Genomic DNA, 25838 nt, shown 5'->3' with positions numbered 1-25838 from the left:
CATTTTATATGGTGCTATAAGTAAAGTCAATTAGGCCTTTCGATTCGTTGTGGGATCCCATGGGAAATCGGCACCAAAACGGTCTGCTAACTCTTTTGAATCCTTGCGACGCTTACGACGGTATTCAGCACGTGCCGCCGCCCCATTGTGAAGCCACTTCTCTTCTTCTGATTCAGGGTAAACCGGTGGTACTTCTGTAGGGCTTCCATCTTCATCTAACCCAACAAACGTTAAAAAACGCTGTTGTACAGACTTGACGCTCACCGGTTAGTAAGTTTTCTGTAATGGCCTTAACGAACACTTCCATTGATGTGCGATGCGTATAAGTCACAAAAGCCTCTAGACAAATAGTGTTACCTTCTTTAACTGGATGTAAAAAGTCAACCGAGTCAGTCGAAGCTGTCACAACTGGCATGCGTGCGTGCCTCGTTGCCGCGATGGCCCCCACATCATCTATGTAAGCCATGAGTTGTCCACCGAATAATGTACCGTGACTATTGGTATCTGGCGGGAGAACGTGTGAGTTTTTAACTGTTAAAGAATTGATGCAAGGTTTTGCTTCCATTCGAATCACCCTTTTTCATTTTCTAATGGTAGTATACCACGCTAAGTTTTGTTTAAGCATATTGTCCCATAAAATTAGCACCCCTCAGTTGAGGAGTGCTTTATATTTTATAGTTTACTACGATCGTCTTTACTTTTAATTCCTTGTTCAATAGCCATTTTATTTGCGATTTTAACGGAATCCCAAACTGGCGGAAGTAGTAGTAATGATACCGGCACTGCCGATACGACGATGAAGTTTTGTAGTAGACCAATACTACCTTCACCTAACGTTAGAAGTGCGACTGCAACTGCACCAAAAATAAGTGCCCAGAACACACGGATATACTTACTAGGGTTATCATTACCTGTAACGGCAACGGCTGATGCGTATGACATTGAGTCGGCCGTAGTCGCCACAAACACGATGGTAATGATTAAAAATCCAACCGCAAAGGCTGCACTCATTGGTAGTTGGTTCAAGATTGCCATAACGGCTGCTTCCTGACCAACATTTTGCAGAGGCTCTGATATAATTCCTGAATTTTGCATTTCAAAGAATACACCAGATCCACCTAGTGTTGCGAACCATAAGTTACTGACAATTGGTGAAATTATGGCTACAGCTACAATTAACTCACGAATTGTACGTCCACGTGAAATACGTGCAATAAAGATCGACATCATTGGGCCAAAACCGATAAACCAACCCCAGAAGAAGACGGTCCACCATGCTAACCACGTTTCATCACCACGAGTTAAGCTCATCATTAAGAAGTTTTGTAGTTGGAAAGCTTCTGCTGTAATGAAAATATCTAAAATAAACGCTGTAGGTCCAACAATTAAATGATCACCATGAGCAGAACGGCAAACGCTACGTTAAAAACGACTTAATAGCTGGATTCCTTTGTCAACACCCGTAACAGCCGAAATCGTTGCAATTCCAATTAAGATTACAATAAATAAAATCTGCATGAACAAATTACTTTCAATGCCTGTCACTTGTTCGAAAGCATAAGCCGCCTGTAGGCCTAAGAAGCCAATTGCTCCAATAGTACCCGCAGCAACAGCGATAATTGACGTCACATCAGCTGTTAAACCAAAGAAGTTGTAACGTTTGAATACTTTATCTCCAATTAACGGATATAGAATCGTTCTTGGCTTTAAAGGCATTCCTCTATGATAATGAGCGTACATCAATACAATCGTTGCAACTGTACCTAATACGGCCCATGCAGAAAATCCCCAATGGAAAAATGCTTGAGCAACACCAGGAACGGCGCGATCCCACGCACTTAAGTTCTCTGCACTAAACAACGGTGGCGTCGTGATAAAGTGTGACATTGGCTCACTTGCTGCCCAGAACACACCACCACTTGCAAGTAATGTCGTTAAAACCATCGCAATCCAGCGAAAATTAGAAAACTCAGGGGTTTCCTGTTTACCTAACTTAACTCTTCCATATCGCGTAAACATAAGTAGTAACCCTACAATTAGCGTTGCTAACATTAATAACTGCCAGAACAAACCAAAAAATTGAGCTGACCAGTCAAATGAAGCACCAACAGCTTTCTCTGTAAAGTCAGGTGCTAAAAAAGCTAGTAAAAAGAATAAAATTAAAAATCCACCACTAATAAATAAAGCGGTCTTTTGGACTCCTTTACCCAGATAGTCCTCCGAGTGATACTTTTCTTTTATTTTCATCATGTTCCTCCTATTATTTTACAAAAACGAAGGTGTTTCGCCCTTCGAATTTTTTCACACAAAATATATTGTAGTGAATTGTCGAAATTTAGTCAAAACAGGATTTTGAACTATGTTAAAGGATTTGATACCTACTCATAGGTTTTACATAGTTTAAGGATATATTTTAAAAAAAATTTAAGTACATTTGAGTTCATTTAAAGCTAAGTCCCAATTTTAGTTTGCCTAGTCTTTGGGTGAGCTATACAATTGAGTTAGAAAGGAGTTAAAATCATGAGTTTAGAAGAAGTAAAAGCACTTAGAGAAAAGGGAAATTACGATGATGCGAGAAATCTCGCGCTTCAATTATTAGAAAAAGATGACCAAACGCCGAACTGTTATTAGAAACTGCTTATATACATGATCAAAACGATATGGAGCCGCAAGCTATTGGTTTTTATAAACAAGCTTTAGAGTTAGGCCTTGAAGGTGAGATGCGTCGAGATGCATTGTTATGCCTTGGCAGTAGTTATCGTGCGGTTGGCTTGTATGAACAGGCTCGCGAAACATTGGAGATTGGGATGAGTGAATATCCTGATTACAATGCGTTTTATATTTTCTTTGCGATGACGCTTTATAACTTAGGGGATACAGATTTGGCTATGGAATTTGTGTTGAAGAAATTGCTTGAGACGACTGATGATGAATCGATTAAGCAGTTCTCACGAGCACTTGATTTTTATGCGAGTCGTTTAGATGAGGTGTTTAACTAGGTTGCCTTAAAGTCCAAGGGTTTACTTTAAAATACGGACAATTTGACCATTCTTATGAACAATCTTAACTTAAATACAGACACTTTAGGTTGTAATACGAACAATTTATGCTGAAATATGAACAAACTTTTCGATAATACGAACAGTTCATGGCAAAATATGAACACTCTTGCTGATTATATGGACAATTCTAACGTAAATGAGAAACTTCATAAAATAAAAAAAGTTGGGCGCTTTAGCCCAACTTTTCTTTTAACTTTTTAAGCATATCTTCTGTCATTTTATCGATATCGAATTCTGGTTTAAAGCCCCACTCGTTTGCTGCGCATTCGGCATCAATCGAGTCTGGCCAGCTCTCCGCAATCGTCTGACGGATTGGGTCGACATCGTAATCAATTTCAAACTCTGGAATGTGTTTTTGAATCGCTCGAGCAAAATCTTCTGGAGCTGCACTCATCGCGGTTACGTTAAACGCGTTACGATGTTCAAGCTTACCCGCATCAGCTTCCATCAGCTGAATAATCGCATTGATTGCATCTGGCATGTACATCATATCCATGTAAGTACCTTCAGCTATATACGAGGTGTACTTTTTATTCTTAAGCGCTTCGTAGTAGATCTCAACAGCATAGTCTGTCGTCCCGCCGCCTGGTTCTGTCACATATGAAATTAGACCAGGGAAGCGAACACCACGAGCATCGACTCCGAAACGGTTAAAATAATAATCACAAAGCAACTCGCCTGATACTTTATTCACCCCATACATCGTCGTTGGACGCTGAATCGTATCTTGAGGCGTTTTAAATTTAGGTGTTGTCGGACCAAATGCACCAATCGAACTTGGCGTGAAAAATTTAAGCTCTAGCTCACGTGCAACCTCAAGCGCATTGACGAGTCCGCCCATGTTTAAGTCCCATGCAAATTTCGGATTATTTTCCGCTTTAGCTGACAATAGAGCGGCTAAATGCATAATCGTATCAACTTCGTACTTTTGAGCGAGTTCATACATCTTGTTATAATCTGTGACATCTAAAATTTCAAACGGGCCGCCTGTTACGACTTCACTGTCTGCTCTACGAATGTCAGTTGCAATGATGTTGTCAGCGCCATAGCGTTCACGCAACGTTGTCGTTAGCTCTGAGCCAATTTGACCTAGAGCGCCAGTGATTAAAACCTTCTTCATTGATGTTTCCTCCAATTCCCCAAAACGATCTCTATATAAGTCCCATGTCTTTTCCGACTTTTTTATAGATGGCTAATGCTTCATCAAGCATGTCCTTTGTATGTGCGGCTGTTGGCATATTACGCACGCGCCCTGTTCCTTTTGGCACTGTTGGGAACACGATTGATTTAGCATAAACACCTTCATCAAATAAACGTTTACTAAATTCTTGTGTCGCCTTTTCTTCTCCTATAATACAAGGTGTGATTGGCGTTTCACTATTTCCAATATCAAAGCCTAATTCTTTTAGACCTTTTTTCAAGTAGTCACCGTTTTCCCACATACGGTCATGAAGCTCTGTTGACTCCATTAATAGGTCAATCGCCTTAGTACAAGCCGTTACGTCAGCTGGTGATAGTGACGTTGAGAATAAGAACGGACGAGAGCGTACTTTTAGCCAGTCGATTAAATTTTGCTTACCGGCTACGTAACCGCCCACAACACCTATGGCTTTAGATAACGTACCCATTTGGAAGTCAATATCCTTTTGCAGTCCAAAATGCTTAACAGTTCCGGCACCTTTTCCTAAAACACCAGAACCATGCGCGTCATCTACATAAGTGATTAGGTCAAATTCCTTAGCGATCTCAACGATTTCAGGAAGCTTCGCAATGTCCCCATCCATTGAGAAAACACCGTCAGTAATAATCATAATTTTATTGTATTGACCAGATTCTTTCGCTTCTTTAGCTTTCTCGTGTAAGTCAGCCATATCTGAATGATTGAATCGTATAATTTTGCTTTAGAAAGACGGCAACCATCAATAATCGATGCATGGTTAAGCTCGTCAGATAAAATGGCATCATTTTTATCCATAACAGCTGAAATCGCTGCCATATTACAGTTAAACCTGACTGATAAGCAATTGCAGCTTCAGTCCCTTTAATTCTGCAATTTTTTCTTCTAATTTTACATGTAAATCGAGCGTTCCGTTAATCGTACGAACGGCACCCGCTCCAACACCGTGTGATTCAACAGCGTCTTTCGCAACTTCTTTTAGACGATCGTCCGTTGCAAGACCTAAATAGTTATTTGACGACAGGTTAATAAGCTCCTTGCCATCGATTGTAATTCTTGGACCATTAGACCCTTCTACAACGTTGATTTCATTGTAAAGTCCTTGGTCTTTAAGCTCGTTTAAGTTCTCATTTAAAAACTGATTTAACGTTTCACTTGGCATGTCTTTACCTCCTAAAATTACGTTAAATGTTAAAACCCATTCTATGATAACATTTTTTGCAGAAAGAGCGAAATTTAGCCGAGATTTATTTTTAAATGAACCTTTTGGTTTAAGATATCTATCCCAATTTTCCCTTTTATCTACCCCATTTTGAGATATATCTACCGCGAAATTTGTCGACGAAGTAAAATTCGTCATTTTATCGAACCTTTTCTTTGATTTATCGATCACCAACGTCAATATCGATGCTTTTTCGCACATGGCGTAAAAGAATCCTGTTCGGAAGTTTTATGGGACATATAGAACCGTTTATGAGACATTTTTAACCTACATGAGGAATCGAATTTTGTCGAAAAGAGGCATTCGACTAAGTTTATGAGACATTGAAGCCGTTTTATAGGACATTAGAGCAAAAATATGAGACATGATACGAACCTGAAGCAAAAAAAAAAAGAACCTTATAAAAAAAGGTTCTTAAAAAATTATGACATCGCTTGTTTGGCAGCATCAAATTGATCACTATAACGATCATCATAGACGTGGCACGCCACATGGTGACCTTCCTCAGCTTCAATCCATGCAGGTACAACTTCAGCGCATACTTCTTGTGCAAGCGGACACCTTGTTCTAAACGGGCAACCACTTGGAGGGTTAGTTGGACTTGGTACATCTCCCTCTAAGATGATTCGCTCACGGTTCTTCTCAACATCCGGATCACTTTTAGGAATCGCACTTAATAAGGCACGTGTATAGGGGTGTAATGGATTTTTGTATAAGTCGTCACTTGACGCTAACTCCATCATTCTTCCTAAATACATAACCCCTACACGGTCACTAATATGCTTTACCATCGCTAAGTCGTGCGCGATGAATAAATACGTTAATCCTCTTTCTTTCTGCAGACGTTTCATGAGGTTAACAACCTGAGCTTGGATCGAAACGTCTAGTGCAGAAATTGGCTCATCGGCCACAATAAAATCTGGGTCTAGTGCTAGTGCGCGAGCAATCCCGATACGTTGACGCTGACCACCACTGAATTCGTGTGGGTAACGGTTCGCGTGCTCTTTATTCAGACCAACCGTTTCTAATAGCTCAATAACTTTATCTTCACGGTCTTGTTTGTTATTAGCTAATCCGTGAATATCAATACCTTCAGCAATAATATCTTTAACCGTCATACGCGGGTTTAAAGATGCGTAAGGATCCTGGAAGATCATCTGCATTTTACGGCTTAATTCTTTAGTATCGGCTGCTGATTTTTATCATGAACGTTTTTCCCATCGAAAATAACGTCACCATCTGTTGCACCATATAATCGTAAAATCGTACGTCCAGCTGTTGATTTACCGCAACCAGATTCACCTACTAATCCAAATGTTTCCCCTTTATAGATATCAAAATTCAAGCCATCTACAGCTTTTAAAGTTGTCTTACGATCAACTTTAAAATGTTTTTTCAAATCTTTTATTTCTAATAATTTATCTTCATTATTCTTCATCGCGTTTCGAACCTCCTACTTTAGCAGATTCAGGTGGTTCTACCTTAGGTGAACGTTCGTCCAATAACCAGCATGCACTCTTCTGAGTATCAGATAGCTCAAAGTAATCAGGCATGTGGTTTTCGCAGACTTTCATCGCATACGGACAACGCGCAGCAAAAGGACATCCTTTTGGAGGATCAGATAAATCTGGTGGCGTACCAGGAATAGCTTGTAACTCTTCTTCGCCATCTCTGTCTAAATCAGGCATCGAGCCTAATAGACCCCAAGTATAAGGATGTGTTGGATTATAGAAAATCTCATCTACCGTACCCGTTTCAACAATTTTACCACCATACATGACGGCTACACGGTGAGCTGCATTAGCAACGACACCTAAATCGTGTGTAATTAAAATAATCGATGTATTGACTTTATCTTGTAAGTCACGCATTAAATCCAGGATTTGTGCCTGAATTGTTACGTCAAGAGCTGTAGTCGGTTCATCGGCAATTAACAGTTTAGGATTACATGCAAGCGCAATTGCAATCATTGCTCTTTGACGCATACCACCTGAATATTCATGCGGATACTGATCAATACGAGCATCAGGGTTTGGAATTCCTACTAGTTCTAATAGCTCTAAACCGCGTTTACGTGCTTGAGACTTCGACATGTTTTGGTGTTTAATTAAGCTTTCCGCGATTTGTTTACCAACAGTCATCGTTGGGTTTAATGATGTCATTGGATCTTGGAAGATCATACTAATTTCTTTACCACGAATGTCTTCCATTTGTTTCTCTGATTTATCTAATAATTCCTCACCATTAAATTTAATGGAACCCCCAGCAAATTTTCCAGGAGGCATTGGTATTAATTTCATAATTGATTGGGACGTCACACTCTTTCCTGAGCCTGACTCACCAACTATGGCTAAAGTTTCTTTTTCGTGTACGTCAAAAGACACTCCACGAACTGCTTGAACTTCAGCTTTATACGTATCGAAAAAGACATTTAGATCTTTTACTTCTAATACTTTTTTCACGGTTTTCCCCTCCTTATTTACGAGATTTAGGGTCTAACGCGTCTCGCATACCATCACCAATTACGTTAAATGCCAGCATCGTTAAACAGATAAAGAACGCTGGGAAGAATAATTGGTAAGGATAATATTGTAATGCGCCTATCGCATCATTTGTCATTGTACCCCAACTTGCAAGTGGAGCTTGTACACCTAAACCTAGATAACTTAAAAATGCTTCTGTAAAGATTGCATTTGGAATAGTTAATGTTAATGTTACTAGAATTGGACCAAGTGTATTTGGCACTAAGTGTCTAAACATGATTCGGTTACTATTAGCACCTAAGGTTCGAGCGGCTAGCACATATTCTTCATTTCTTAACTGCATAACCTGACCCCGGACAATTCTGGCCATGTTAATCCAGCCTGTGAAGGTCATCGCTATGATTAGTGTCCATAATCCTTGTGGTAAAATTACCATTAACAAAATAACCACTAATAAATATGGAAGACTATAAAGAATATCTGCTATTCTCATCATGTATTCGTCAACTTTTCCGCCAAAATATCCTGCAACTGCACCCCAAATAACACCAATCACAACGTCGATAAGTGCAGCCATAATACCGATAAATAGAGATATTTTAGCTCCATACCAAGTTCTTGAAAATACGTCACGGCCAAGGTTATCGGTTCCAAACCAATGATCAGCGCTTGGTGATTGGTTAGTTATGGCGTAATTGTTTGTGTAATAATCGTAACCAGATATAGGACCACCAAAGAATGACATAAATGCTAGGAATAATATGACACCTACACCGAACAAAGCTAATTTATTCTTTTTAAAACGGCGCCAAGCATCTTTCCAGTAAGATGTACTTTCTCCGGAAATTTTCTCAGCATCAGATTCATCTCTAACTAATGGTTCAAAATCTGTCTGTTCTATTTCTGCTCTGTTTAATTCAGGTTGTGACATTAGCTTTTCCCTCCTTCTTTACCAAACTTAATTCGAGGGTCAATGAGTGTGTAAAGTAAATCTACTAATAATATGGATACTAGAAGTAACGCACTGAAGAACACAGTTGTACCCATAATAACTGTATAGTCACGGTTTGTAACACTGTTAACAAACTCTGCACCTAATCCAGGAATGTTGAAGATTTCCTCGATCACGAAGCTTCCTGTTAAGATTGCGACGACAAGTGGTCCTAAATAAGAGACAACCGGCATAATCGCATTTCTTAGAGCGTGCCTGTAAGTAACAACACGTTCATTTAAACCTTTTGCTTTCGCTGTCTTAATATAATCCGAGCTTAATACATCTAGCATGCTTGAACGCATCAATCTTGCAATGAAAGCCATTGGCGTTGTTGCTAACGCAATTGCTGGTAAGAGTGTGTGTGCAAATGAATCAAATCCTGCTACTGGTAGTAATTGTAACTTCATTGCAAAGAAATATTGCAGCACGGCTGCCAAAATAAAGTTTGGTACTGAAATACCTAATACAGCAATAACCATCGCCGTATAGTCCACTCCTGAGTTATGCCTTAACGCAGCGATCACTCCTAATAAAATCCCAAATGCTAGTGCTAGAAAGATTGATTCTAGCCCTAATAGTAAGGAATATTCAAAACTACGGTTAATGATATCGTTTACACTTTGACCTGTAAGTTTTAATGATGGGCCAAAATCCCACTGAGCGACGTCCTTTAGGTAGTCAAAATACTGGATATGAAGTGGATCATCTAGACCGTACTTCGCGTTCATCTGTGCTTCAATTTCCGGCGGCATTTTTTCTCAGATGCAAATGGCCCACCTGGAGCAAGCTGCATCAAAACAAATGTAATCGTTACAATGAAAAATAACGATGCCAGCATTGAACCAAATCTCCTTAAGAGATAGTTACCCAATTCCTCCACCTCCATTTTGTACAATAGAAAATTCAAAATATTAACTCTTTTTTCACATTAAAAAGGGGTGATTGAATCACCCCAACAATACATAAACTAAAGTTATTAGAAATATTTAAAAAGTCATGTCATGTAATCTTTTGGAGTTAACTCTTGTTGTTTGAATAGTTAATAAATTCTCTTTTTTAACGAGAGAAGGTATATAGAATGTTTCCTATATACCTTTTCTCATTTAATTTTGTGTGTTGTGAATATTACTCAGCTGATTCAATTGAACCGTATTTTAAGTTGATGCTACCCATCGCACTTGGTTTAACATCTTTAACGTAATCTTTCTTAGTGTATACGTTTGTGTAGAAGTAAATTGGTGCTAATGGTAATTCATCCATAAAGATTTGTTCAGCTTCTTTTAATACTGATTTACGCTCTTCTGGATCAGTAATTGTTCTAGACTCTTCTAGTAAAGAAGCATATTCTTCACTTTCCCAGTTAGTGTAGTTGTTTCCACCTTTAGATTGGAAAATTTCTAAGAAGTTAATTGCATCGTTAAAGTCAGCTAACCAACCCATACGACCAACTTGGAAGTTACCATTACCCATAGTGTCTAAGTATACTTGCCATTCTTCGTTAGCAAGTTCTACATCTACACCAAGGTTTTGTCTCCACATATCTTGAATTGCTTGAGCAATTGCAGCGTGTGCTTCACTAGTGTTATAAGAAATTGTTACTTTTGGTAACTCACTTAAACCTTCTTCTTCAAGTCCTTCTTCTAATAACTGTTTAGCTTTTTCAACGTTATTATCTTCGAAGTAACCCTCTTCGTTTTCTTCCCAAATTGTTGGTGGTACTAATGCCATTGCTGGAAGCTGTCCACCTTTAGTAATGTTCTCAACAATTGCTTGACGGTTAATCGCTAGAGCAAATGCACGGCGAATTTTAGCATTGTTGAAAGGCTCTTTCTCAACATTAAATGCATAATAGTAAACACCAGCTAGTGGTGAAATGTTTAACTTGTCCTCTTGCTTAAGTTGATCCATAGCTGCTAATGGTACTGAGTCAAATGGAGAACCTACCCAGTCTAACTCACCATTTTTAAACATATTTAATGCAGTGTTTTCGTTCTCAACCATGAACATGTTAACTGTTTCTAGAGATACATTTTCAGCATCCCAGTAGTCAGGATTTTTCTTAAGTACAATTTTATCTTTGTGAGTCCAAGAATCTAATAAGAATGGACCGTTTGTTACATATTGCTCACCTGCATCTGTATACCACTCGTCATTACCTTCAACAGCATTTTTGTTAACAGGATAATAAGTGTGGAATGCAGTTAGCTTTTCGAAATAAGGAGTAGGTTGTTCTAGTTCTACAACTAACGTCTTATCATCTTTAGCAGTAATTCCTACTTCATCTAAAGAAGCTTCTCCAGATTTTGCAGCTTCTGCGTTTTTAATTGGATAAAGCTGATAAGCATAATCCGTTTCAGCATTGTCAGGGTTTAATACCCATTTCCAAGCAAACTCAAAGTCTTGAGCTGTTACAGGGTCACCATTCGACCATGTAGCACCTTCACGAATTGTGAACGTGTAAGTTTTTGGTCATCTGACACTTGAATGTCTTCTGCCATAGCTTCTTCTGCTTCACCTTGAGGATTAATACGAGTTAACCCTTCAAATACCTGGTCTAATACTGAGCTTGATGTCGTATCAGAAGCTAGTCCAGGGTGTAACGATGGAGGCTCTTCTTTAATGTTAACGTTAAGAACCTGCTCAGACTTAGAAGCAGTTTCTTCGCCCTCGCCTTCACCTTCACTTTGGTTACTTTCTGTTTCACCTTCACTATTGTTATTAGTATCTTCTTCACTATCGCCACCAGAACAAGCAGCTAGTACAAGTACTAGAGAAGCGATTAAAGAAAATAACAAGAATTTACTGAAATTTCTCATGTTACTTTTTACCCCTAATTTTTTAAAAATTTATGCAACTTTCGCTGCAGTAAAAAGCCTGTACTCTCTATTATACACATTTTTGTCATAAGTTGAAGATGTTTTGTAAGATTTTTTGATTTTTTATACTATTTTCACATATCACCCTATTGAATTATTTCTATATTAATTTCTACAATTAGTGAGATTTTTATTCGAAGACAAGTTATAATTAAACTGAAATTTATTACAGGAGGGGGAAACTTAGTGAAGAAGTTCTTTACTGTTGTTTTGTTCGCACTTTTTACGGTAACTTTTTCAACAAGTAGTTTTGCAGACACTCATCATGATTTGATCATCTCAGAATATATTGAAGGTGGCGGTTATAATAAAGCCATTGAAATCTATAATGGGACAAGTGAGACGGTCGATATGTCTTCTTATTCTATTGTAACTTTCACAAATGGTGCTTCGTTTGAACCTGGTGATGGTTATGCTAATGAGTTAAATCTAGCTGGCACACTTGAACCCGGTGAAACCTTTGTAATGGCTCACAGTGATGCTGATCAACCATTATTAGATCAAGCAAATCTTACCGGAAACTCTTTCGCTTATAATTTTAATGGCGATGATGCAATCATTCTTTTTAAAAACTATAATGCCGATACTCGTAACGGAGACATCATTGATTCACTTGGAAAAGTCGGTGAAGACCCTGGAGATTATTGGGGAGACAACCTAACCAAAACTCAAGATAAAACATTAGTAAGAGACATTTCTATTACAGCTGGCGACACCAATGCATCAGATGACTTTGATCCATCTACTGATTGGATTGCATTCCCAAAAGATACATTTGACTATATTGGTAGTCATGAAGAAGTCACACCTCCAGATAATGACCCCAAAGAGGAATACCATCGTACAGTCGACCGAATTGTTGACGGCGATACAATCCATGTCAATGAACCAGTTTTAGGAGAAACGACGATCCGCTTCTTAAATATGGACACCCCAGAAACCTACCATCAAGATGATTATGACCCAGAATTAATTTTAGAAGACCCGAACCATTCTCAAAAATATCATGGTGAACAGGCCAAGGAGTATTTAAGTGAACTATTGCAGCCTGGTGATGAAGTCATCATCAAAGTTGGAGAGGAGCCTCTTGATACGTATGGCCGTGTGTTAGCTGAGGTCGTTCGCAAAGAGGACAACCTAAATACAAACCTCAAATTAGTACAAGAAGGTTATGCTTCTACTTATTTTATTTGGCCTGTTGGACCTGAGGAAACTTACCAACAGTACCAGGATGCTGTTAAGGCCGCTAAAGAACAAAATAAAGGGATCTGGTCTGAAGACACACCATTAATGGAATTACCATTTATCTTCCGTGCTCGCTACGATAATAGTCCGTTACATCGTTACGTAGCTAACTCAGAAACTGGTCTTTATTACATGCCAGACGATTGGGCGGAAGTGCCGGTGCATGCTCGAATTTTCTTTGGAGATGAATTAACAGCTTTAAATGAAGGATATGAGCCTGCTTTCGAACGCGAGCCAATTATCGCTGACGCTAGATCAGCTGAATTAGGAACTAGCGTCACAGTTGAAGGCACAATTACTCATAAAGTAGTTAGTGGCGGCCTTACAAACTATTATATTCAAGACCATACGGCTGGAATCATCGTGCGTACGAGTGATTTAGAAGCAAATGTCGGTGATAAAATTGCCGCTTCTGGTGTGACGGATGAGTATTACGGTATGCTCCAAATCGTTGATGCTAATGTACAGGTGATCGAAGAAGATGTGTCAAACATTGAACCAACACTAGTATCATCTAGTGACCTTGGCGAGTCCATCGAAGCTCAGCTAGTAACTATGGAAGATGTTGAAATACTATCCGTCAACCAATATAACGATTATACTGCACGTGATGCAGACGGTGAATTTGTCATCGATAATGATGCTGGCTTTTTAGAAGTTGGTAAAACTTACGATGAAATCGTTGGTGTCATTGATTATAACTTCAGTGAATTCAAGTTAATGCCTAGAAGTGAAGAAGATGTAACGGAGGAGTTACCTGTTCAATCAATTCAATCGGCACGTGATGCCGAACTCGATACTCGCGTTCATATCGAAGGTGTAATCACTGCCGCATTCTATGCTGGTGGCATGTACAATTACTACGTTCAGGATGACACCGCTGGAATCGTCGTTCGTGCTGAAGATTTCGGAGCACAAGTTGGTGACAAAATCAGTGCTAAAGCACGAACCGAGGAATACTTTGGCCTGCTTCAAATTCTCCCAAGTGAAGATCATGTATCTATTATCGAAAAAGGTGTTGGTGAACCTGAACCGATAGTGATTACTTCAAGTGAAGTTGGCGAAGCTTATGAAGGCCAGCTTGTCACGGTTAAAGATTTTTATGTTGAGGGTGATGATGGTTATCATAACTATCAAGCCTACGACGCTAACGGACACTTTGTCATTGATTCAGATACAGATTTAGTCAGAGCGAATGAGTATTATCAGTCCGTTACCGGCGTTTTAACTTATAACTATGACGAATATAAGGTCATGCCACGTCATGCTGATGATGTCGTCGAAGCTCAACTTCTTGATTATTCAGCGGCTAATTTAGTAGAAATCGCAAACCAACATGGGAATGAATTTTTACTAAACCAACTAGAAGCTGAGCTTAAAGAGACCGTCGAGACAAACGGTAATACTGAACAGCATATTCAATCTGTGATGCATTCGGTAGAAAAAGCCTTAGTCAAATATCAGAATAACGGTAAAGATGCACACCTTAAGAATATCGAGCACGAACTTAATAAATTATTTGAACGCAAAGCATCATAAATTGTAAAGCCTCCCGGTCACTGGGAGGCTTTTTTTGGTCCTTTGATCATCTTTTGGGACAGTACAGTCATGTTTATTCCTGCAAGAACAGGGAAAACCATATATAGAACTCCAAACGAAAGGTGGATGTTTTTTATGGATCAAAAAATGCAAGAATTAATTGATGGATTAAATGAAGATTTAAGAAACGAGTACACAGCCTCAATCATGTATACGAATAATGCGGCTGTCGTCTCAGGTTTATATCGCGCTACATTAAAACCTTTTTTCGAAAGCGAAATTGCTGATGAACAAGGGCATGCGTTGTACTTAGCCGAAAAATAAAGTCACTCGGTGGCACACCAACCGTTGAGCCTGCACCTGTACCTCAAGAAACGGATGTTAAGAAAATGCTTGAAGCTGCTCGAGACGCTGAAAAAGCAACGATTGATCGTTATGAAGAGCGTAAGAAACAATCTGACGAACTCGGTTTAACCGAACTGTCTGTTAAATTAGATGATATGATAGCCGATGAAACCGGTCATATGGAAGAGATTGACCGTTTACTTATGGATCCACATTTTCAATAATGCATTAAAATAATCCGCTGACACTAAGTTCAGCGGATTTTTTCACATTAACTATTTAATTTAGATTTTTTCTGAGCACGCTCACGTTCACCTTTGTTTAAGATTTTCTTACGTAAACGGATTGATTCTGGAGTTACTTCGCAATACTCATCGTCATCCAGATATTCTATCGCTTCTTCAAGCGTTAATTTACGTGTGGATTTAATGGTTTGTGTGTTATCTTTTGTTGCTGAACGCACGTTAGTTAGAGCCTTTTCTTTCGTGATGTTAACTGTTAAGTCGTTTTCACGGTTGTGCTCCCCAACAATCATACCTTCATATACTTCTGTATTTGGTTCAACAAAAATGACGCCACGATCTTCAAGAGCAAGGATGCTGTAGTTTGTCGCTTTACCTTTTTCTTGAGATACTAATACACCTTGGCGACGGCCACCTACTCGGCCCCCAACGACTGGCTCATAAGAATCAAATGTGTGGTTAATGATCCCGAACCCACGTGTTTGTGTCATAAATTCTGTCGTATAACCAATTAAACCTCTTGAAGGTATTTTAAATTCTAAGCGGACTTGACCATTTCCTTGGTTCACCATATCAATCATTTCACCTTTTCGCTCACCAAGTGATTCCATCACCGCACCTTGGTGCTCTTCAGGTACGTCCACTTGAACGCGTTCCATAGGCTCACATTTCACACCGTCCATTTCTTTTATAATGACCTGTGGCTTAGAAATTTGTAATTCAAAACCTTCACGGCGCATGTTTTCTATTAAAATCGATAAGTGAAGCTCACCACGACCAGATACAATCCAAGCATCTGGTGATTCAGTTTTCTCAACGCGAAGACTTACGTCCGTTTCAAGTTGAGTGAGTAGACGTTCTTCAATCTGACGAGCCGTTACGAATTTACCTTCACGACCAGCAAATGGACTGTTATTCGTCACAAACTTCATCTGTAATGTCGGCTCATCAATACGCGGAATTGGTAGTGCATCAGGATTTTCAACATCACAAACCGTCTCACCAACGTTGATGTCTTCCATTCCCGCTACTGCTACAATGTCACCCGCTTCAGCTTCTTGAATTTCAACACGTTTTAATCCGATGAAACCGAACAGTTTCGTTACACGGTACTTTTTCATGCTGCCGTCTTTTTTCATTAACGCGACCTGCTCGCCGACTTTCATGCGACCACGATATATACGTCCAACACCGATACGACCGACATAATCGTTGTAATCAAGCATCGTGATTTGGAACTGAAGTGGCCCTTCCACATCACGCTTAGGTTTTGGCACGTAATCTAAAATAACTTTAAATACCGGATCCATCGTTTCTTGCTGTTCCTCAGGCTCTTCACCAGACGTTCCGTTTAAAGCTGATGCATATACAACAGGGAATTCAAGTTGATCATCGTCTGCACCAAGCTCAATGAAAAGGTCTAATACTTCATCGACCACTTCTTCAGGCCTAGCATTCGGACGGTCAATTTTGTTTAAAACGACTACCGGCTTTAAGCCATCTTCTAGTGCCTTTTTAAGCACGAAACGAGTCTGAGGCATACAGCCCTCATAAGCATCAACGACTAGCAGAACACCGTCTACCATTTTCATAATCCGTTCAACTTCACCGCCGAAATCTGCGTGTCCTGGTGTGTCTAAAATGTTAATGCGAGTATCGTTATAATTAATCGCCGTATTTTTAGCTAAAATCGTAATACCGCGTTCTTTCTCTAAATCATTCGAGTCCATCGCACGTTCATCTACATGTTCATTCTCACGAAACGTTCCTGAGTAATGTAACATTTGGTCAACCAAGGTTGTTTTCCCGTGGTCAACGTGGGCAATAATCGCTATGTTGCGAATGTCTTTGTTCTCTTGCATTAAAAATTCTCCTATTCTTTTCACATAAACTTATTCAACCTTTATATTATAACAAAAACTGCCCAAAATACCTAATTTAATCTAATTTCCTTAAACTTTTTGCTTTTACAAGAACGATTAAAGACAGTAAACAGAACGCTATGACGGCACACATCATATGACAAAACAAAATCCCACCCATAAGTAATGAGTGAGATTACGTCATGTCATCTAATATTGGATAAACATCTTCCACGCCTTTTTCGGCAATTCGGCATGCAATACCTAGTGGCGTCTCCCAGAACGAGTCAGGAATAATCGGATTCCTCCAGCCAGCTGCCTGAAATAGCGAATGATAAACGCGGTTCAAATGCATCTCAGTCTTTTGCCTGTCTCGCTCTTTCTCACCGCGAGCCATTAAGAATAAATAACGCATGGACTGAAAAATATTATCCCCTGGCATAAATGTAAATTCTTTAAAAACTTAAGTTGCTTTTCGGAGCGGTCAGATAAAGCATTATTAATCGCAAGGTCATCCAACCGTTCATAAAGCTGACGATTTAACATCTTAAAAACTCGACGCTTCTCATCTTGCATGACCTCGTCTGTATAAATTGTCTTTAGAAAGTCAAACGCTTCTTCTCGTGTCCAAGACATATTTCTTCCCCCTATGACTCTAACGGTTCGTTCGAAAACGCAAGCTCCCCGTTCTTAACCCCAACATATAAATCTTGGTCCTTAAAGAACCACTCATCCTTTTCATCCACTTGGAATAAAATATTATTCTTCTCTGTTTCAACGCCAGCGACATCAGCACGCCCTGGTTCAATTCCAACTGAGAAGCCATCCTGAAAGTCACTCGTCCCACCGTATTTCGGGAAAAAGCGAATCACATCTCCTTCATTTAGGTCCATTTCGTTAACAAACCAATCCACTGCTTCGTCTGATACATGTATATTCAATGGCGTCTCCTCCTTTATTACCTCTCATTTCAGTGTATCTAAAACAAATGTAAACAACAACTTTAAGCATGTTCATTGCAAAATTTTCTATACTATAATAAAATTCAAAAATCATTATAACTAGAAAGAAGATGTTAGGATTGTCAAATGAACGTTTAGGAATTTTATATGCATCTGGTGCTTATTTGCTGTGGGGATTTTTACCGCTGTATTGGAAGCTAGTCGACCATGTCCCTGCATGGGAAATTCTAGCTCATCGAATTATTTGGTCCTTTGTATTTATGATTCTATTAATAGTCACAATTCGCCGCTGGCACTTATTTTTAGAAGAATGTAAACAAATTATGTTTAATAAGAAAAAGCTCTTCGGAATCACAGCCGCAGGATTGATCATCAGTTTGAACTGGGTTATCTTTATATGGGCTGTTAACTCAGACCGCGTGCTTGATGCAAGCTTAGGTTATTACATAAACCCGTTAATAAGTATTTTCTTTGGCTTTATATTTCTTAAAGAACGATTTACTAAAATCCAGTGGACAGCGATTGCTCTAGTATTTATTGGTGTCTTTTATATGACTTATAATTTCGGTTCTGTTCCTTGGGCTGCTTTAGGCATGGCCGTTACGTTTGCTTTATACGGATTACTTAAGAAGACGGTCGACCTTAATGCTATATTCGGTCTTGCGATTGAAACATTAATAGTAACGCCAGTAGCATTAGTTTATGTGTTCTTATTAGAATCAAACGGCACAGGTGCGATGGGCTTTTCATTTGAAGGATTAATCTTAATAGGTACCGGACTTGCAACTGCTCTACCACTATTGTTGTTCGGCCAAGGTGCAAAGCGCATTCCATTATCATTAGTTGGATTTCTGCAATACTTCGCACCAACGATTATGTTGTTATTAGGTGTCTTTTTATTCGGTGAGTCCTTTACGCAAGTACACGCTATTACCTTTACCCTTATATGGCTTGGGTTAATCTTATACTCCTATGAGAGATTTTTGCATATAAGAAAAATGAAGACTGTAGGTTAAGTAACTAGCAATTTCCGCTTTTGGAAATTGCTTTTTATGCATACGAACAAACTCATTCCGAATACAAACAATTCCACTTCAAATACGAACAAATCGGTTCCGGATACGAACAGATCCTCATGAAATACAAACACTTGCCAGCGAAATACGTACAAAATCACTTCAGATACGGACAATCGGAGACAACCTAGCTAATGCTCATATTTTTAATAGCAAATTTAACGAAAGCGCTTTCAAATTTTATGTTACAATAATACATATAAACTAACAGACTTTGCTTAAGGGGGATGAAAACATGAAGGAAAGACGTTTTGAAACAGAAGCCGTACATGTCGGTTACGATTCTAAAGATCATTTAGGGAGTTTATCAACGCCAATCTATCAAACATCAACATTTACGTTTGATTCGGCTGAACAAGGTGAGCGCCGTTTTGCTGGTGAGGAAGAAGGTTATATCTATAGCCGTTTAGGGAATCCAACCGTAACAGCGCTGCAAGAACGAATTGCGAGACTTGAAAATGGTGAAGCTGGTTTGGCATTCGCAACTGGCATGGCAGCTGTATCGGCGACCCTTATTAAATTAACTAAGGCGAACGAACACATCTTGTGCTCACAAGGACTTTACGGTTGTACGTTTGGTTTACTTTCAATCTTGGATGAAAAATATAATATTAAATCAGATTATATCTCCATGGAAACAGAGGATCAGATTCGTGAACATATTTTACCGGAAACAAGCGTCATCTATGTCGAAACACCCATTAATCCAACGATGAAAGTCATTGACCTAGAAATGGTGGCGCGAGTTGCGAAAGAGTACGAGATTCCAGTCGTAGTAGACAATACTTTCTCAAGCCCGTACTTACAGCGTCCTATTGACCTTGGCTGTGATATTGTCATTCATAGTGCCACGAAGTATATTGGGGGACACGGTGATGTTGTAGCAGGTCTTGTTGTAGGAAAAGAAGATTTCATCTCTGATATGGCTATGACAACACAAAAAGATATCGGCGGGCAAATGTCGCCATTTGATGCGTGGTTACTTTTACGTGGTATTAAAACGTTATCACTTCGTATGGAGCGCCACTCACAAACAGCTGAAACAATTGTTGACGCTTAAAAGCTCATCAAAATGTTGAACGCGTTTATTATCCATTTGATCCAGATAACCCTGACTATCATATTGCGAAAAAACAAATGCGTTTAGGTGCAGGTGTTATTGCCTTTGAAGTGAAAGGTGGTAAAAAAGAAGCTCAAGAATTTTTAAACCATCTGTCATTCTTAAAAAATTGCTGTAAGCTTAGGCGATGCCGAGACCATCATCCAGCATCCAGCGACAATGACTCACGCTGTTGTCCCAGAAGAGAGCCGAGAAAAGATGGGTATATCTAACACCCTCATTCGAATGTCATGCGGTCTTGAAGCTTGGGAAGACATTTGGGCTGACTTAGAACAAAGCTTAGATAAAATTAAAACTGCTGAAGCCAATGTATTAGATTAAATAACTAAGGAGGAGCCTTTTAAAGGCCCCTCCTTTTTAGTTCATCACTTGATCAATTTGTTCTTTATAAGCTTTTAGTTCAGCTAAAGTCTTAGCAATTTCTAGGTTTTCAAATGCACTAGCATCAAACTGCCCTTGGTTCATTTGGCGTTTCGCCTCTTCCGTAGCTTCTAACACTTGATTATTTTTAGCTTCAATTTCATCATGGATTCCGCTAGCCACACTTGGAGGCTCAATTTCATTAAATTCCTTAATTTCTGCTTCAACTTCATCTATTAAAACTTTAATGTCTTTAATATCTTGCTCTGTTAATTGTTCTTTGTTCATATAATTTGAAACATCATCTTGGTAACCTGCCATCGTGCTAATGTAGTCTTTTGTTTTTTTACCATAATCAACTGTTTGATTGACCTCATCTATGACACCACAACCTGTTATTAGTAGAAAACTAATAGCAATGGTTAATAACCTCATGTTATTTCATCTCCTTAATGATTTTTTACTATTATATGCTTGTCTTACCCTACTATTCTTTTATTATATCTTACTTCTATTATATTCGAAACTTTCTGATAGATAATAGGAAGTATTAGCGTAGTATGCTATACTAGGTATAAGTATAATTGGCTAGAATTGGATGACTGAAAGATGAGGTTAGGATCATGGCTGGAACAGAATGGAGCGGACATAAGGCTCTTCAACTTAACCAACAGAATCAGACTCAAAAAGATTTATACAACCGGTTTCCAGATGGAATTGTGACGGTTGATCATAAAGGAATCATGATTGACATGAATCAGGCACTGTTAGACATGCTTTCTTATGAATACCGTGATCTTCATTTAAAACCGTTTAACCCGTTTATTGCAGACGGCTTCCAAAGCGAAACGGTTAACTATTTTAATCGTGTCATATCTGGAAAATCCGTTAAGCATTTTACAAAAGTTATACATAAACATGGTTTTGAAATTCCAGTCAGGCTGACAAGTATCCCAATTTTTGAAAATGAAAAAGTTATCGGTCTGTACGCGCTCGTTCATGATTTAACTGACACTGAGCGTGATTTAAGTGAACTTTCACATATAAAAGAAAAATTGATATCTGCTCAAGCGACTGCAGATATGGGGACCTGGGAGGTCGACCTTAATACGAATACGATCCATTGGTCTGACCAACTATATGAAATCTATGAACGACCTGAATGGAAAGATGAATCAATCGATCTCAATAAATTTTCTCTATGACACATTCGGATGACTATACTCAATTTAAAGAAACCTTCGAACAGGCGATGGAACACGGGACCAGCTACGAGATGGATTACCGCATTAAAACTCAGAGTGGTATTCGTACGCTTCATGTAAGAGGTGACAGTATATTAAATGATAACGGAGATCCCGTTCGTTTAATTGGAATTATCCAAGATGTGACCAAACTGCGTGGTTTAGAAAAAGATCTTTCCATAAATCGCGAGCGCCTGCAGAAAATCTACGACTCTCTCGATATGATTGTTTGCTCGTTTAATTTGGATAATAGAAGGCTTGAGTATGTGTCTAAAGGAATCGAACGAATGATTGATGTGACAGTCGAACAAGTCTATCAGGATGATTTTAACTGGTTAAGATATATTCACCCTGAGGATTTAACGAGTTTTTCGCGTAACCGAAGACAAATTCTAAGAGGTGAAAAGGTTAAGCATGAGTATCGGATCTTATCGAAAGCAGGGCAAGTGAAATGGGTTGAAGAACAAGCGATCCCTATTTTTGATCATAATGGGAAAATCACTCAAATCGACGGTGTGTTAGTTGATTTCACAGAGCGAAAGCTTCACGAACAGGAAGTTGAATTTATTGCAAATCATGATCAAATTACCGGACTTAAAAACCGGAGAAATTTTGAAACTTACATTAATAACATCATGAACCAACGTAAGAAACAGCCTTTTTGGATTATCTATTTAGATTTAGACAACTTTAAATCAATTAATGAATCTCTTGGATACGACATTGGCGATAAGGTTCTTACCCTGACTGCCACAAGAATGGACCATGTTATTCAGGACCGCGGAATCTGCGCACGGTTAAGTGGTGATGAGTTTGTCATTATGGTCAACCGTTTAAAAGATGATGAATCGATCGAGGACATAGCACAGCGCCTCAAAGACTCACTTGAACGCAAAATGTTAATTGACGAGTATCAGATTCAGGTCACTTCTAGTATCGGCGTTAGCCAGTTTCCGAATCACGGTCATACGTTAAACGACCTAATCAATAACGCTGATCGAGCCGTTCATTACGTTAAAACGATTGGTAAAAATTCTTGGCAAATGTTTGAAGAAGATGTTGAGAAGCAAACGTTTAACGATTATGAACTTGAGCAAGATTTGAATTTCGCTTTTGAAAATAATGAACTTGAGCTTTATTTACAGCCGATTTATTGTAACGAATTAAAACAAGTGGCACTTGCTGAAGCTTTAATTCGTTGGAAACATCCTAAGCATGGGTATGTTCCGCCTAATGTGTTTATCCCAATTGCTGAGAAGTCAGGGCTGATTCATCGAATTGACCACTTTGTGCTGCGTAAAACTTGTGAAACGATTAGACGTTGGAGAGACGATATAGGTCTAAATATCTCAATTACTAATAACCTATCGCCTAAGCGTTTTTTAAGACAGTCATTCAAAGACTACGTTTTATCAACGTTAGAACATTACCAAGTCGACGCATCGAACATTATTTTCGAAATTACAGAAACGGCATTAATACATGATCATGAACTGGTTAATAACACCATTAATGACTTTAGAAACATAGGGTTCCGCTTTGCGTTAGATGACTTTGGCACTGGCTATTCATCTATTGCTCATTTAAGCCTGTTTAACATTGATTTACTCAAAATCGACCGTCAATTTATTCAAAATATCGATCAAAATGTGAAGAACCAGGCGATATTAAGAGGAATCTCTCACTTCACTAACGAGCTTAACATTCCAATGATTGCAGAAGGAATCGAGTCTAAAGAGGAACTTAAATTTCTTCAGACGCTTGATTGCGATTATTATCAAGGCTTTTATTTTCGCAAACCATGTTCCATTGTACAATTCGAGGAGCAGTATGGGTAGAGACACGTCTCTACCCTTTTTTTGTGTCTTGGTAAGTCGTCCTCCCCAGCCTGACGAACGTTCTAAAGATGATATGTAGAATGATACGAACAATTAAATCCATTTTACGAACAAATTTATCGCCTATACGAACAGTTCCCTTAATTACACGGACAAACTTCTTGAAATACGAACAGTTCATACAAACATACGAACAAAACTAACCCTAATGCGAACACATCTATTCTCATCACTTGAACTCTTTTTATGGTATATTGATATTAGGAGGGATTTGGATGTTTAAACCGACTGAAGAGTTTGCACGTGAATTGGATCAACAGGATTCGCTTCGTGGTTACAAAGATGAATTTTACATAAAAGATAATCAAATTTATATGGACGGGAATTCGCTTGGGCTATTGTCAAAGCGTTCGGAACAACGTCTTTTAGAAGTGCTTGATTCTTGGAAAAATTACGGGATTGATGGTTGGACGAAAGGCGACCATCCTTGGTTTTTCCTTTCTGAAAACCTTGGAAGCAAAATGGCAACTTTAGTGGGTGGTAATCCTGAGGAAGTCGTAGTTACAGGTTCGACGACAACGAACCTCCACCAGCTAGTTGCGACTTTTTTCAAACCTGAGGGATCACGCACAAAGATTTTAGCAGATGAGCTGAACTTCCCTTCAGATATTTATGCTTTAAAAAGTCAACTTAAGCTTCGCGGATTAGATCCTGATGAGCATTTAATTCGCGTTAAAAGCCGTGATGGCAGGACGCTAAATGAGGATGATATTATCGAAGCGATGACGGACGAAGTCGCCCTAGTCATTCTACCCACTGTCCTTTATCGCAGCGGTCAGCTACTCGATATTAAGCGTGTAACCGAGGCAGCACATGACCGTGGTATTTTAATCGGCTGGGATGGTTGCCATTCGGTAGGCGCCATTCCACATAATTTCCACGAACATGGAGTCGATTTTGCTTACTGGTGCCACTATAAATATGTTAACAACGGACCAGGCGGTGTTGCAGGGCTGTTTGTACATGAAAAACATTTTGGAGCTGAACCGGGGCTTGCGGGGTGGTTTGGATCAGACAAAACGAAACAATTTGATATGGAGCATGATTTTACACCTGCGGATTCAGCTGGAGCTTTCCAGATTGGAACTCCCCACGTTCTAAGTGTTGCGCCTTTAATCGGTTCGCTTGAGCTTTTTGAAGAAGTTGGCATTGAGGCTATTCGCGAAAAATCGCTCAAAGCTACTGAATATTTAATGACTCTCGTAAAAGAACATTTATCAGACTATGATTTTACGATTGGAAACCCGACAGATGACAAGCATCGCGGCGGGCATGTATGCCTCGAGCACCAAGAAGCTGCGAGTATTTGTAAGGCACTCAAAGCAAATGGCGTCGTACCTGACTTCCGCGCGCCAAATGTTATTCGCCTTGCCCCCGTTGCCTTTTACGTTTCCTATTACGATGTGTACAAAACCGTGATGATTTTAAAAGACATCATGGACAATCAACGATATAAGCAATATAAAAATGAACGTGATGTCATTGCTTAAGGAGTGTGCGATATGATTTATGATATTTCAAGATTATTAAATGCGAACACACCGACTTGGCCGGGTGATACGCCCTTTTCCTATAACCTCACTTGGTCCCAGGAGGAAACAGGTTCAGTCAACGTTGGTCAAATCACAACGAGCTGCCATACCGCAACTCACGTCGATGCCCCTTTCCATTTTAAAGATAGTGGCATGACGATTGAGCAGCTTCCCCTTGAGCTATTCGTCGGTGATGCACTTGTTGTTGATGTCACAACTAAAGGTGAAATTACTCCTAAAGATTTTGACGGACTCGATTTAAGTGAAGTTCGCAGGGTTTTACTTAAAACTGAAACGTGGACAGATGATGTCTTCCCAGAAAAATTCCAATCATTCATCCTGACCTCGGACCTTTTTCTTAAAACATGGCATAGAACTTCTCGGTGTGGATTTACCGTCAGTCGATCCGTTAGACAGTAAAACGCTAGATACGCATCACTCACTACTTCAAAACGGAGTGCATATTTTAGAAGGATTAACATTAACCGATGTCAAGCCGGGTATGTACAGGCTCACTGCCCTTCCATTAAAAATAGAAGGTGCTGATGGTAGCCCCGTCCGAGCCATTTTAGAAGGATAAAGTTGACCCCCGCCTTTTT

16 protein-coding genes and 8 pseudogenes are annotated in these 25838 nt (G+C 39.2%); 10 read left to right on the top strand and 14 right to left on the bottom strand.

Annotated elements, in window-relative coordinates; translation table 11 throughout:
- Window positions 1-30: 30 nt before the first annotated feature.
- A pseudogene (locus tag JCM13188_RS14820) lies at window positions 31-565 on the bottom strand (acyl-CoA thioesterase).
- A gap of 107 nt (window positions 566-672) precedes the next feature.
- Window positions 673-2247: pseudogene (locus tag JCM13188_RS14815) on the bottom strand (BCCT family transporter).
- Between the two features lie 413 nt (window positions 2248-2660).
- Between JCM13188_RS14815 and JCM13188_RS14810 the strand changes: the two are divergent.
- Entirely contained in the window at window positions 2661-2999 is a 339-nt protein-coding gene (locus JCM13188_RS14810; protein ID WP_054754753.1) for a tetratricopeptide repeat protein, read from the top strand.
- 235 nt (window positions 3000-3234) lie between these two features.
- On the opposite strand, the gene JCM13188_RS14805 is transcribed toward JCM13188_RS14810, so the two are convergent.
- The 7 genes and pseudogenes from JCM13188_RS14805 to JCM13188_RS14775 form a co-directional block, all read right to left on the bottom strand.
- Entirely contained in the window at window positions 3235-4182 is a 948-nt protein-coding gene (locus tag JCM13188_RS14805; protein ID WP_054754752.1) for an L-threonine 3-dehydrogenase, read from the bottom strand.
- 31 nt (window positions 4183-4213) lie between these two features.
- Window positions 4214-5401 (bottom strand): annotated as a pseudogene (locus JCM13188_RS14800) (glycine C-acetyltransferase).
- A 482-nt stretch (window positions 5402-5883) separates the two neighbouring features.
- A pseudogene (locus JCM13188_RS14795) lies at window positions 5884-6899 on the bottom strand (ABC transporter ATP-binding protein).
- Window positions 6889-7923, bottom strand: a complete 1035-nt coding sequence (locus JCM13188_RS14790) for an ABC transporter ATP-binding protein (RefSeq protein ID WP_054754751.1) — start codon at window positions 7921-7923, stop codon at window positions 6889-6891. Before JCM13188_RS14790 ends, JCM13188_RS14795 begins: the two are co-directional and overlap by 11 nt.
- A 13-nt stretch (window positions 7924-7936) precedes the next feature.
- Window positions 7937-8875 carry an ABC transporter permease gene (locus tag JCM13188_RS14785; protein ID WP_054754750.1) on the bottom strand — a complete coding sequence of 313 codons (939 nt, stop codon included), beginning with the start codon at window positions 8873-8875 and terminating at the stop codon, window positions 7937-7939.
- A pseudogene (locus JCM13188_RS14780) lies at window positions 8875-9809 on the bottom strand (ABC transporter permease). The gene JCM13188_RS14785 and the pseudogene JCM13188_RS14780 overlap by 1 nt, the downstream one beginning before the upstream one ends.
- Before the next feature lie 254 nt (window positions 9810-10063).
- Window positions 10064-11754: pseudogene (locus JCM13188_RS14775) on the bottom strand (peptide ABC transporter substrate-binding protein).
- 246 nt (window positions 11755-12000) lie between these two features.
- Here JCM13188_RS14775 and JCM13188_RS14770 point away from each other — a divergent pair.
- Window positions 12001-14598: a thermonuclease family protein gene (locus tag JCM13188_RS14770; protein ID WP_054754749.1), complete on the top strand. Its 2598-nt coding sequence runs from the start codon at window positions 12001-12003 to the stop codon at window positions 14596-14598.
- A gap of 135 nt (window positions 14599-14733) precedes the next feature.
- Window positions 14734-15167, top strand: a pseudogene (locus JCM13188_RS14765) (ferritin-like domain-containing protein).
- Between the two features lie 47 nt (window positions 15168-15214).
- Here the strand turns inward: JCM13188_RS14765 and typA are convergent.
- The 4 genes from typA to JCM13188_RS14750 form a co-directional block, all read right to left on the bottom strand.
- Window positions 15215-17047, bottom strand: a complete 1833-nt coding sequence (gene typA / locus JCM13188_RS14760; protein ID WP_054754748.1) for a translational GTPase TypA — start codon at window positions 17045-17047, stop codon at window positions 15215-15217.
- Window positions 17048-17243: 196 nt separating this feature from the next.
- Window positions 17244-17489 carry a hypothetical protein gene (locus tag JCM13188_RS19665; RefSeq protein WP_279401945.1) on the bottom strand — a complete coding sequence of 82 codons (246 nt, stop codon included), beginning with the start codon at window positions 17487-17489 and terminating at the stop codon, window positions 17244-17246.
- Window positions 17444-17683 carry a hypothetical protein gene (locus tag JCM13188_RS19660; protein WP_279401944.1) on the bottom strand — a complete coding sequence of 80 codons (240 nt, stop codon included), beginning with the start codon at window positions 17681-17683 and terminating at the stop codon, window positions 17444-17446. Before JCM13188_RS19660 ends, JCM13188_RS19665 begins: the two co-directional genes overlap by 46 nt.
- An 11-nt stretch (window positions 17684-17694) precedes the next feature.
- Window positions 17695-17988, bottom strand: coding sequence for a HesB/YadR/YfhF family protein (locus tag JCM13188_RS14750; RefSeq protein WP_054754747.1), 294 nt, complete (start codon window positions 17986-17988; stop codon window positions 17695-17697).
- Window positions 17989-18119: 131 nt separating this feature from the next.
- Here JCM13188_RS14750 and rarD point away from each other — a divergent pair, with 131 nt between their 5' ends.
- Entirely contained in the window at window positions 18120-19025 is a 906-nt protein-coding gene (gene rarD, locus JCM13188_RS14745) for an EamA family transporter RarD (RefSeq protein WP_054754746.1), read from the top strand.
- 295 nt (window positions 19026-19320) lie between these two features.
- Window positions 19321-20526 (top strand): annotated as a pseudogene (gene megL / locus JCM13188_RS14740) (methionine gamma-lyase).
- Window positions 20527-20562: 36 nt separating this feature from the next.
- Here the strand turns inward: megL and JCM13188_RS14735 are convergent.
- The gene (locus tag JCM13188_RS14735) at window positions 20563-21000 is read right to left on the bottom strand and encodes a DUF6376 family protein (RefSeq protein ID WP_054754745.1); all 438 of its coding nucleotides are present in this window, start codon (window positions 20998-21000) and stop codon (window positions 20563-20565) included.
- A 188-nt stretch (window positions 21001-21188) separates the two neighbouring features.
- Here JCM13188_RS14735 and JCM13188_RS14730 point away from each other — a divergent pair, with 188 nt between their 5' ends.
- The 5 genes from JCM13188_RS14730 to JCM13188_RS21410 all read left to right on the top strand — a co-directional run bounded on the left by JCM13188_RS14730 (window position 21189) and on the right by JCM13188_RS21410 (window position 25819).
- Complete coding sequence (locus JCM13188_RS14730) at window positions 21189-21770, top strand: PAS domain-containing protein (RefSeq protein ID WP_054754744.1); 582 nt, start codon at window positions 21189-21191, stop codon at window positions 21768-21770.
- Between the two features lie 47 nt (window positions 21771-21817).
- A complete protein-coding gene (locus JCM13188_RS14725) occupies window positions 21818-23647 on the top strand; it encodes a sensor domain-containing protein (RefSeq protein WP_279401943.1) in 1830 nt (609 codons plus the stop codon).
- A 275-nt stretch (window positions 23648-23922) separates the two neighbouring features.
- Window positions 23923-25197, top strand: a complete 1275-nt coding sequence (kynU, locus tag JCM13188_RS14720) for a kynureninase (RefSeq protein ID WP_054754742.1) — start codon at window positions 23923-23925, stop codon at window positions 25195-25197.
- A 12-nt stretch (window positions 25198-25209) separates the two neighbouring features.
- On the top strand, window positions 25210-25659 hold the full coding sequence (locus JCM13188_RS14715; protein WP_369405077.1) for a cyclase family protein: 450 nt from the start codon (window positions 25210-25212) through the stop codon (window positions 25657-25659).
- Window positions 25625-25819 carry a cyclase family protein gene (locus JCM13188_RS21410; RefSeq protein ID WP_369405076.1) on the top strand — a complete coding sequence of 65 codons (195 nt, stop codon included), beginning with the start codon at window positions 25625-25627 and terminating at the stop codon, window positions 25817-25819. Before JCM13188_RS14715 ends, JCM13188_RS21410 begins: the two co-directional genes overlap by 35 nt.
- Window positions 25820-25838 lie beyond the last annotated feature (19 nt).

It is taken from the genome of Piscibacillus salipiscarius JCM 13188 (assembly GCF_001311865.1).
Classification (GTDB): domain Bacteria; phylum Bacillota; class Bacilli; order Bacillales; family Alkalibacillaceae; genus Piscibacillus; species Piscibacillus salipiscarius.
Note: the sequence above shows the minus strand (reverse complement) of the source record. Positions and strands in the feature narration are given on the sequence as shown.